This is a genomic window from Sphingopyxis sp. (genome assembly GCF_016463645.1).
Classification (GTDB): Bacteria; Pseudomonadota; Alphaproteobacteria; order Sphingomonadales; family Sphingomonadaceae; genus Sphingopyxis.
In genome coordinates, this window is record NZ_JAEMQX010000133.1 from 1 (window position 1) to 9254 (window position 9254).

Here is a 9254-nt window from a genome sequence, read left to right on the forward strand (position 1 = left end):
AGTCCTTGAACTTGTCGGTGAAATTGGCGTGATAATCGTCGATCTGCATGTCGGCATCTTCGGACGCGACCTTTTCGGAGTCGCCGCCCGACCTGCCGAGCGCGATCACCGCCTTGCGGAAAGCGTCGCGTTCGGTCGCGCAGTTCGACTTCACCTGCATCTCGTATTCGGCCTCTTCCATCTTGGCCTCGAGCGCCTTCTTCATGTCGGTGCGGAGGCATTTGGTGAAGGCGGCGCGCGTCGTGTCGACCGCCGCCGAAGGCGACTGCACCATCAAGGCCAGACTCAGTGTCGTGATCAGCATCCTGCGACTCCCCGTTAGCAGCATTTTTTCCCCGAGGAGATTAAACGATGGCGATTGAAAATGGGAGCGATTTTCTGCTCAAGATCGGCGACGGCGAGGCGCCGCCCACATACCGTACCGTCGCGGGCCTGCGCACGACCCAGATGTCGGTAAATGGCGAGGCGGTGAACGTCACGACCAAGGATTCGGGCGGCTGGCGCGAGCTGCTGTCGGGTGCCGGCGTGCGATCGGTTTCGGTGAGCGCGGCGGGCATTTTTACCGGCTCGGATACCGAGGTGCGGCTGCGCAGCCACGCGCTGTCGGGGGTGATCGACGATTACGAGCTGAGCTTTGAAAGCGGCGAGAGGATGCGCGGGCGTTTCCTGGTCACGCGGCTCGACTATGCCGGCGATTATAGCGGCGAGCGCAACTACACGCTGAATCTCGAATCGAGCGGCGCGGTGGTGACCCTGTGAGCGGCGCGAATGCGCTGCGCGGCGAAGCGGAGCTGTGCGTCGGCGAGCGCCGCTTCGTGCTGCGGCCGAGCTTTGCGGCGCTGGTGGCAGCGGAGGCCGAGCTGGGGCCGCTGTTCGCCTTGGTCGAACGCGCGGCCGACGGGCGGCTGGCGCTCACCGAGCTTGCAAGCCTGTTCTGGCATTGCGTGAAGGAGCGGCCCGAGCAGTTGTCGCGCGAGGCGATCGGCGAAGCCGTGGTTGCGCAGGGCCTGGCGGCGGTGACGCCGGCGCTGCGCACCCTGCTCGGGCAAATCCTGCAGGGGCGATGAGGTGGCGCATGATCGGCTGGAGCCCGCGGCGATCGCGCTCGCGGGCGTGATGGCGCGCGTCGCGGGCTGGCGACCCGACGAGTTCTGGATGGCGACGCCGGCCGATGTGCGGGCGACGCTGGAGGGATGGGTCGATGCCGATGGCCATGGGGGGGTCGACGGCGCGGCGCTGGCGGCGATGATGGAGAGATTTCCCGATGGATGACGAGATCGACGAAATGGTCGTCGCGGTGCGCGCCGACACGACGGCGTTCCGGCGCGATATCGCGGCGATGCGTGCCGAGCTGGGGGGGCCGTTGGTCGCCGGCGCCGAGGATGCCGCGCGCGCGATCGAGCGGGCGCTGTCGCGCGCGATCGTCAGCGGCAAGGCCGGGTTCGAGGATCTGAAGCGGCTCGCGCTGTCGGTGATGGCCGATATCACGCGCGCGGCGATCTCGAACGGCATCAACGCGGCGGCCGGCAGTGGTGGCGGAACGGGCGGTGGCGGGGGCGATCTGCTGTCGCTCGGCACCTCGATCGCGATGGCACTGTTCGGCGCGCCGGGCCGCGCGACGGGCGGACCGGTGAGCGCCGGGCGGGCCTATCGCGTCGGCGAGCGCGGGCCCGAGCTGTTCGTTCCGACGGCGAGCGGGCGGGTCGAGGCGGCCGGCGGCACCGTGCGCAACATCGCGATCACCGTAAATGTGCGGGGCGACGCGGGAAGCGAGCCGCAAAGGCTGGCGCAGACCGGGCGGCAGCTGGCGCGCGCCGTCCGGCGTGCGGTGGCGGCGGGAGAGGATTGATGGGCTGGGCACTGGTGGCCGAAGCCGAGCCGCATCACGGCAAGGGCTGGCTCAAGCGGTTCGATCCGCGTTTCTGGACGGTGGATTTCGCGCGGCCGATGATGGCGAGCGTGACGAGCGACACGCCGGGCGCGCTGCGCGTCGAAGCGGTGTTTTACAGGAAAGAGGATCTGGCGGGGCTGATCTGGGAGGCCGAGGACCGGTGGGATCATCCGCTGCTCGCTTATGAAACGAAACGCGATTTCCGCCACACGCACCTCCGGTTCCGGTGGCGGTCGAGTGGGATAAAACCACTCGACGCGCTGCACGGGCCGACGCTGACGATCGAAGGGCGCGATGCGGCGGGGAATCCGCGCGCCTGGTATGTCCGGCTGTGGAACTATGCCGAGGGAACCGCCGAGGATGCGGTCGTCAGCCTCGATTTCGACAGTCTCGACGGCGGCTTCCTGCTTCCGGGCGAGGCCGATCGGGTGTGGGCGGGCGATATCGACCGGATGTTCATTTCGCTGGTTCCGCCGGCCTATGACGGCGGGGCGGGCACGTTCGCGGCGCCGGTGCAGGGCTGGGCCGAGATGAGCGGAATCCTGTGTAGCGGATCGGGGTCGGTGCTGGCGATCGGCGATGTCATGATGCCCGAGCATGGCCTCGGGATCGCGAGCGGATATGACGACAGCTATCATATGACCCCGGCGCGACTGGTACGGCAGATCGTGCAACTGGGCTATCGCGGCGATGTCGTCCATTATGTCGGGATGAGCCACTATATGCGGCTCGAGGCATCGGGCGGCGGTTTTCACGCGGGCCTTGAGGGCGGGGTGCTCAACGCGCCGTGCGCGGCGTGGCATGCGGGGCTCGCCGCCGCGTGCCGCGAGGCGGGGCTGGGGCTGATCTGCTCGCTGTCCTATGAGCTGTTCGATGCCTATTGCCCGGAGGAGTGGAAGCAGCGCGCGAGCGACGGGTCGCCCGCGCTGACCGGGTGGGAGCCGCCATCGACGCTGCTGTCGCCCGCGAATACGGCGGCGACGGGGTATCTGCAGCTGGTCGCGAGGGCCTTCGTCGCGATCGGGACGGCGGCGGGGCTCGCGCCGAAATTCCAGGTCGGCGAGCCCTGGTGGTGGATCGCGGGCGGCGGACGGATCTGCGCCTATGATGCGGCGACGACGATGGCGCTCGGCGGCGGGAGCGTGCCGATCGCCGACGTGCGCGGTGCGCTGACGGCGCCGCAGCTCGCGATGCTCGATGCGCTGGGCGCGCTGCTTTCCGCGTCGACCGCGGCGCTGGTGGCCGCGGCGCGCGACGAGGCGGGGACGGGACTGGTCAGTCACTTGCTCGTCTATTTGCCGACGGTTCTCGACCCGGCGGCACCGGCGGTACGGCGCGCCAATGTGCCGCTCGGCTGGGCGGCGCCGGCCTTCGATGTGTTGCAGCTCGAGGATTATGACTGGGTCACCGGCGGACGCGGCGGCGAGACGGCCGGAGCGCGCGCGGCGATGGCGCTGCGTCTGGGCTACACGCTTGAGGATCAGCATTATTTTTCGGGCTTCGTGTTGCGGCCGGAGGATCGCGCCGAATGGGCGGCGATCGCCGATGCGGCACGGGACGCGCGTCGCGCGGGCGTCGCGCGGGCCTTCGTCTGGGCGCTGCCGCAGGTCGCGCGCGACGGCTTTGTGGCTTTTGACGGGGAGGATGATGTGCAGGCTTTCGATGCGGTGGATTTTCCCCTCGCGATCGGTCGCGAGGCAATGGTCGTGACCGAGTTTTCGACCCAGATCGTGAGTTCGCCGTCGGGGCACGAGCAACGCGCGAGCGAATGGGCCGAAGCGCGGATGCGCTATGATGCCGGTCCGGGAATCCGGTCCGAGGCCGATGTGCGCGCGCTGGCCGAATTTTTCCGCGCGCGGCGCGGGGCGGCGCGCGCGTTCCGGTTTCGCGACCCGTTCGATTGCAGTTCGGCGGAGTCGGGCGGTCTGCCGGGTGCGGGCGACCAGTTGCTCGGGCTGGGCGACGGGGTGCGGCGGCAATTCGCGCTGGTGAAGCGCTATGGCGCGGACGATGCGGAGCAGATGCGCAGCATAGGATTGCCCGTCGCGGGGAGCGTACGCGTGTCGGTCGACGGGCTGGAGACGGCGGCGTTCGTCGTGACCGGTGGCGAGATATTGCTCGATATCGCCCCGCCCGCGGGGGTCGCGGTGCGCGCAGGCTATTTGTTCGACGTGCCGGTGCGTTTCGCCGAGGATCGGCTCGAGGCCAGCCGCGCGACCTTTCTTGCGGGCGAGCTGGCGAGCGTGCCGCTGATCGAGGTGCGCGCGCCGTGGTGATGGAGCGGGCGCCCGACTGGATGCGTGAAGAGCTGGTGACGCTCGCATGGTGCTGGCGGCTGTCGCGGCGCGACGGCGTGGTGATCGGGCTGACGTCGCATGACCGCGACCTGATGGTCGGCGGGATCATGTACCGCGCGGCGCCGGGGATGAAGCCCTCGGCCATCGAGACGAGCGACAGCCTTGACGCCGCGACGATGGACCTGGAGGGTGCCGTCACGAGCGATGCGATTGCGGCGCGCGACCTTGATGCCGGGCGCTGGGACGGCGCCGAGCTGGAGCTTTTCGTGACCGACTGGAGTGCGCCCGAGCTGGCCCCGGTGACGGTCGCGCGCGGATCGCTGGGGGCGATCGAACGCCGCGGACGGGCCTTTGCCGCGGAGTTGCAGGGCGTGACACGGTGGCTCGACCGGCCGGCATGCCCGGCGACCTCGCCCGCGTGCCGCGCGGCGCTGGGCGACCGCGCGTGCCGTGTCGACCTGGCACCCCGCACGCATGCACGGCGGGCGATCGCGGTCGACGGGCGCGTGGTGACGCTGGACGCTCCGGTCGGCGGTATGGGTTTTGGGCGGCTGTTGTGGACGGAGGGCGCCAATTGCGGATTGGCGACGTCGGTGATCGTGGCCGACGGCGCCGCGCTCCATCTTGCCGAGGCGCCCCCCTTCGCGCTGGCCGGTCCGGTGCGCGTCCGCCTGACCGAAGGGTGTGACAAGCAGCTTGCAACCTGCCGCGACCGTTTCGCCAATGCGATCAATTTCCGGGGGGAGGCGCACCTGCCCGGCAATGATCTGCTGACGCGCTATCCCGGTGGGTGAGCCCGGTGCGCGCGCGTACGCCGCGGCGCGGACAATGGTGGGCGCACGATTCGTGACGCAGGGGCGCGACCCCGCAACAGGCCTCGATTGTGCGGGGCTGGTCGGGGCGGCTTATGCGGCTGCAGGGCGGCGGCTGGCATATCCTTTCGATTATCCGCTACGCGGCTGGCCAAGGACGCGGATCGAGGCCGCGCTCACGGCCGCCGGCTTCGTGCCGGCTACCGATGGAATTCGCGCGGGCGATGTCGCCCTGTTCGTGCAGCCGGCGCGGCAATTTCATCTCGGCCTGCTCGGCCCCGAGACCTTCATTCACGCCCATGCCGGGCTGCGCCGGGTCGTCGAAACGCCGCTCGACGCGGCGACGCGGACGGCACCCCGATGGCGACTTTCTTAAGGGAGACAGCGATGGCGACTCTTGTATTGACGGTCGTCGGCGGGATCGTCGGCGGACCGGTGGGAGCCGCGATCGGCGCCACGGTCGGACAACAGATCGACGCGGAGATTTTCAAGCCCAAGGGGCGCGAGGGACCGCGGCTGACCGATCTGAAGATTCAGGCGTCCACTTATGGGCAGCAAATACCCCGGCTGTTCGGGACGATGCGCGTTGCCGGCAGCGTGATCTGGGCGACCGACCTGATCGAACGGCGAAACCGGCGCGGCGGCGGGAAGGGGCGGCCGTCGACGACCGAATATAGCTATGCGGTATCGCTGGCGGTCGCGCTGTCGTCGCGTCCGATCCGCGCGATCCGTCGTATATGGGCCGACGGCAATCTGCTGCGCGGATCGAGCGGGATATTCCAGGAACGCTGCACCTTTCGCTGGTATGGCGGCGGCGAGGATCAGGCGGTCGACCCGCTCGTCGCGTCGGCGGCCGGCGTCGCGTCGGCGAGCGCGTTCCGGGGGCTCGCCCATGCGGTGTTCGAGGAGCTCGAACTTGGCGCATTCGGCAACCGGATTCCGTCGCTCACATTCGAGGTCGAGGCCGACGCCGGGAACGTCGATGCCGGGCTGGTCGGGAATAGCCTGCTCGGGCAAGCAGGGCTTTGCTCCGGTGAATGGCTCTTTGGCGGCTACGCGGCGTCGGGGGACCGTGTGCGCGACGCGCTGGCGCCGCTGTTCGAGGCGGACGGCGTGCGTCTCGCGAGCGGAGCGGACGGCTGGCGGCTGGCGCCGGTTTTTCCGGCCGCCGAGCCGCAGGCGCTGGCCGATTTCAGCGAGGCACGGCGGGGCGACGCGCCGGGCGACCCGATCGAGCGTCGCCGGGCCCCGCTGTCGTCGCTGCCGGGCACGATCCGGCTACGGCATTACGAACCCGAGCGCGACTATCAGCTCGGGCAGCAGGCGAGCCAGGTCGCCGGCGGTGGCGTGCGTGAAGAGCGGATCGATTTGCCTGCGGCGTTGTCGGCAACGTCGGCACGGGGGCTGGCCCAGCGGCTCGCCACTGCCGCCGCGGACGGGCGCGAGACATTGATGTGGCGGGGCGATATCGCGGCGCTGGCGCTGACGGTCGGTCAGGTCGTCGCGCTGGCGGACGGAAGCCGCTGGCGGCTGGCGGGAAGAACCGTTCGCGGGAGCGACATAATGCTCGAACTGAGGCGGCACCAGCCACTGCCCGCGATCGAGCTTCCGGCCGGGCCCGGCGTTCCCGTCAGGGCGCCCGACTGGCCCGCTGCCACGGGTACGGTCTGCCTGTTCGACCTTCCCAATCCGGGCAGTCCGGCGGCGTCGGTTCCGCGGATTGCGATCGCGGCAGCCGGCAGCAACGATGGATGGCGAGGCGCCGAATGCTGGATCGTCCCGGTGGCGGGCGCCGAGCCGATTCCCGTGGGAACCGTGCGTCCCGCCATGGCGCTGGGCCGGCTTGCGGAGCCGCTTGCGGCCGGAAGCGACTGCCTGTTCGACTTGATCGGGGCGATCTTCGTCGAACTGGCGAACCCGGCGATGGCGTTGGAATCGGTCGGCGACGCCGAACTGCTCGGCGGGGCGAACCGGGCTATGGTCGGCGGCGAATTGCTTCAGTTCGGCATTGCCGATCCGGTCGGACCTTCGGTCTGGCGCCTGTCGCGTTTGCTTCGCGGGCGCGCGGGGACCGGGATTGCGATGAGTCATGCAGCAGGCGAGCCCTTTGTCCTGCTCGACGATCCGGCGCTGCTGATCGTGCCCGAGGCGGTCGCCGGACTCGTCGAAGGCGGCGGAGCCGTACTCCAGTGGGCGGCGCGCGGCGGGACGACCCTGACCGAAGTCAACTTCCCCGCGGTCGGTCAGGCCATGCGGCCGCTGGCGCCGGTGCACGGACAAATCTTCAAAGACGATGCGGGCGACACCAGGGTCGGCTGGACAAGGCGAAGCCGGGTCGATGCGGGGTGGCGCGATCATGTCGATCTGCCGCACGGCGAAAGCCGCGAGGCATGGCATGTCGCGCTGTCACCGCCCGTCGCGGGGGTAGGGCCATGGGAGCGCACCTCGCCATCGCTGACCATCAGCGCGGGCGACCTTGCGCTGTCGCCGCCGCTTTCCCTGCCTTTGACATAAGGAAGACGCCATGACCGATATGCCGACGACGCCGCGCCTTGCGTTACCGTTACTCGCCGTTTCCCAGGCGCAAAAAGAGGTTACACATAATGAAGCGCTGACCTTGCTGGACGCGCTGCTTCACGCTGCAGTCGAAGCGGGGCCACTCGCCGCGCCGCCCGCCAGCCCCGTCACGGGGCAATGCTGGCTCGTCGATGCGGTGCCGACCGGCGCGTGGGCGGGGAATAGCCATGCGATCGCGATCTGGACAAGGCGAAGCCGGGTCGATGCGGGGTGGCGCGATCATGTCGATCTGCCGCACGGCGAAAGCCGCGAGGCATGGCATGTCGCGCTGTCACCGCCCGTCGCGGGGGTAGGGCCATGGGAGCGCACCTCGCCATCGCTGACCATCAGCGCGGGCGACCTTGCGCTGTCGCCGCCGCTTTCCCTGCCTTTGACATAAGGAAGACGCCATGACCGATATGCCGACGACGCCGCGCCTTGCGTTACCGTTACTCGCCGTTTCCCAGGCGCAAAAAGAGGTTACACATAATGAAGCGCTGACCTTGCTGGACGCGCTGCTTCACGCTGCAGTCGAAGCGGGGCCACTCGCCGCGCCGCCCGCCAGCCCCGTCACGGGGCAATGCTGGCTCGTCGATGCGGTGCCGACCGGCGCGTGGGCGGGGAATAGCCATGCGATCGCGATCTGGACTGCTGGCGGCTGGCGATTTGCCCCGCCGCGCGAGGGCGTCACGGTGGTACGGCTGACCGACAATATGCGGCTGCGCTTCGACGGCGCTGCATGGGTTCCGCCGGCGACGGTCGGTATGCCGACGGGCGGGGCGATAATCGATTCCGAGGCGCGAAGCGCGATCTCTACGCTGATCCTTAGCCTCGCGGCGCAGGGTCTTCTGATTTCAGGCTGAATTTCCATTCTTTGGCGCGCCAAGTGCGACTTTTTAGCAACATATTGACGATTTGTTAGCTTGCACGGAACCAAAGCGACGAGTAGGACGTCTGCCGAGACGTATATCTCAACTTGAAAGGGGAATTACTATGAGGAAGCTTGCCGTAGCTATGGCATTGGCCTCCACCGCCCTGGCGTCGCCTGCTCTGGCGCGCGACGACTCCTGGTACGTGGGTGTTGGTGCCGGCGCAATGCTGGTCGAGGACCTGGATCTCGATATCGGCACCTTCAACAATGCCGGTACGCTCGATCATCGTGCTGGCTACGATGTCGAAGGCACTGTCGGCTATGACTTCGGTGGTTTCCGTGCGGAAGTCGAAGTCGGCTATCGCGAAGCCGACATCAAGTCGGGCCGTTTCACGACCCCCGGCATCCCGCAGTCGGCTGCCGGCACGGGCGCTCTCGCGGCCGGTTCGTTTGACCTCGCCGGTGACACGAACGCGCTGAGCTTCATGGTCAACGGCCTGCTCGACTTCGGTGACGACGACGGTCTCCAGGGCTTTATCGGCGGTGGCGCCGGTGTCGCCCGCGTTTCGGTCGAGCCGGTCTACGCTGGCGCGTTCCTTGACGATTCGGACACGGGCTTCGCCTGGCAGGCGATCGCGGGTGTCCGCGCTCCGCTCAGCGACAGCATCGATGTCGGCCTGAAGTATCGTTTCTTCAACGCCGACAACCTCGACCTGGTCGACCAGCTCGGTCGCGACGTTTCGACGCGCTTCCGTTCGCACTCGATCCTGGGTACGCTGACGTTCAACTTCGGTGGTGCGCCGGCTCCGGTGGAACCGGCTCCGCCA

12 protein-coding genes are annotated in these 9254 nt (G+C 68.7%); 11 read left to right on the forward strand and 1 reads right to left on the reverse strand.

Features of this window, described 5'->3' with window-relative positions:
• A partial coding sequence (locus JHC57_RS18830; RefSeq protein ID WP_294031992.1) for a hypothetical protein occupies positions 1-304 on the reverse strand: 304 nt, incomplete at its 3' end.
• Between the two features lie 47 nt (positions 305-351).
• Between JHC57_RS18830 and JHC57_RS18835 the strand changes: the two genes are divergently transcribed.
• From JHC57_RS18835 to JHC57_RS18885, 11 genes are all read left to right on the forward strand, one after another.
• Positions 352-759: a phage major tail protein, TP901-1 family gene (locus JHC57_RS18835; RefSeq protein WP_294031994.1), complete on the forward strand. Its 408-nt coding sequence runs from the start codon at positions 352-354 to the stop codon at positions 757-759.
• Positions 756-1067: a gene transfer agent family protein gene (locus tag JHC57_RS18840; protein ID WP_294031995.1), complete on the forward strand. Its 312-nt coding sequence runs from the start codon at positions 756-758 to the stop codon at positions 1065-1067. The genes JHC57_RS18835 and JHC57_RS18840 overlap by 4 nt, the downstream gene beginning before the upstream one ends.
• Position 1068: 1 nt before the next feature.
• Entirely contained in the window at positions 1069-1272 is a 204-nt protein-coding gene (locus JHC57_RS18845) for a phage tail assembly chaperone (protein WP_294031997.1), read from the forward strand.
• The gene (locus tag JHC57_RS18850; RefSeq protein WP_294031999.1) at positions 1265-1849 is read left to right on the forward strand and encodes a tail tape measure protein; all 585 of its coding nucleotides are present in this window, start codon (positions 1265-1267) and stop codon (positions 1847-1849) included. The genes JHC57_RS18845 and JHC57_RS18850 overlap by 8 nt, the downstream gene beginning before the upstream one ends.
• Positions 1849-4167 (forward strand): DUF2460 domain-containing protein, encoded by a 2319-nt coding sequence (locus JHC57_RS18855; protein WP_294032001.1) that lies wholly within the window; start codon positions 1849-1851, stop codon positions 4165-4167. Before JHC57_RS18850 ends, JHC57_RS18855 begins: the two co-directional genes overlap by 1 nt.
• Entirely contained in the window at positions 4167-4982 is an 816-nt protein-coding gene (locus JHC57_RS18860; RefSeq protein ID WP_294032011.1) for a DUF2163 domain-containing protein, read from the forward strand. Before JHC57_RS18855 ends, JHC57_RS18860 begins: the two co-directional genes overlap by 1 nt.
• A gap of 34 nt (positions 4983-5016) precedes the next feature.
• The gene (locus tag JHC57_RS18865; RefSeq protein ID WP_294032003.1) at positions 5017-5376 is read left to right on the forward strand and encodes a peptidoglycan endopeptidase; all 360 of its coding nucleotides are present in this window, start codon (positions 5017-5019) and stop codon (positions 5374-5376) included.
• A gap of 11 nt (positions 5377-5387) precedes the next feature.
• A complete protein-coding gene (locus JHC57_RS18870; RefSeq protein WP_294032004.1) occupies positions 5388-7514 on the forward strand; it encodes a phage tail protein in 2127 nt (708 codons plus the stop codon).
• Positions 7515-7524: 10 nt separating this feature from the next.
• On the forward strand, positions 7525-7956 hold the full coding sequence (locus JHC57_RS18875) for a DUF2793 domain-containing protein (RefSeq protein WP_294032006.1): 432 nt from the start codon (positions 7525-7527) through the stop codon (positions 7954-7956).
• Between the two features lie 10 nt (positions 7957-7966).
• Positions 7967-8419 (forward strand): DUF2793 domain-containing protein, encoded by a 453-nt coding sequence (locus JHC57_RS18880; protein ID WP_294032008.1) that lies wholly within the window; start codon positions 7967-7969, stop codon positions 8417-8419.
• A 130-nt stretch (positions 8420-8549) separates the two neighbouring features.
• Positions 8550-9254 (forward strand): outer membrane beta-barrel protein (locus tag JHC57_RS18885; RefSeq protein ID WP_294032010.1); only part of this gene is annotated, 705 nt, incomplete at its 3' end.

Bases quoted from the DNA above. Each gene is read 5' to 3' on its own strand.
- JHC57_RS18870 (WP_294032004.1), top strand. From the start codon at position 5,388: ATGGCGACTCTTGTATTGACGGTCGTCGGCGGGATCGTCGGCGGACCG.
- JHC57_RS18865 (WP_294032003.1), top strand. From the start codon at position 5,017: ATGGTGGGCGCACGATTCGTGACGCAGGGGCGCGACCCCGCAACAGGC.
- JHC57_RS18860 (WP_294032011.1), top strand. From the start codon at position 4,167: ATGGAGCGGGCGCCCGACTGGATGCGTGAAGAGCTGGTGACGCTCGCA.
- JHC57_RS18880 (WP_294032008.1), top strand. From the start codon at position 7,967: ATGACCGATATGCCGACGACGCCGCGCCTTGCGTTACCGTTACTCGCC.
- JHC57_RS18855 (WP_294032001.1), top strand. From the start codon at position 1,849: ATGGGCTGGGCACTGGTGGCCGAAGCCGAGCCGCATCACGGCAAGGGC.
- JHC57_RS18850 (WP_294031999.1), top strand. From the start codon at position 1,265: ATGGATGACGAGATCGACGAAATGGTCGTCGCGGTGCGCGCCGACACG.
- JHC57_RS18875 (WP_294032006.1), top strand. From the start codon at position 7,525: ATGACCGATATGCCGACGACGCCGCGCCTTGCGTTACCGTTACTCGCC.
- JHC57_RS18835 (WP_294031994.1), top strand. From the start codon at position 352: ATGGCGATTGAAAATGGGAGCGATTTTCTGCTCAAGATCGGCGACGGC.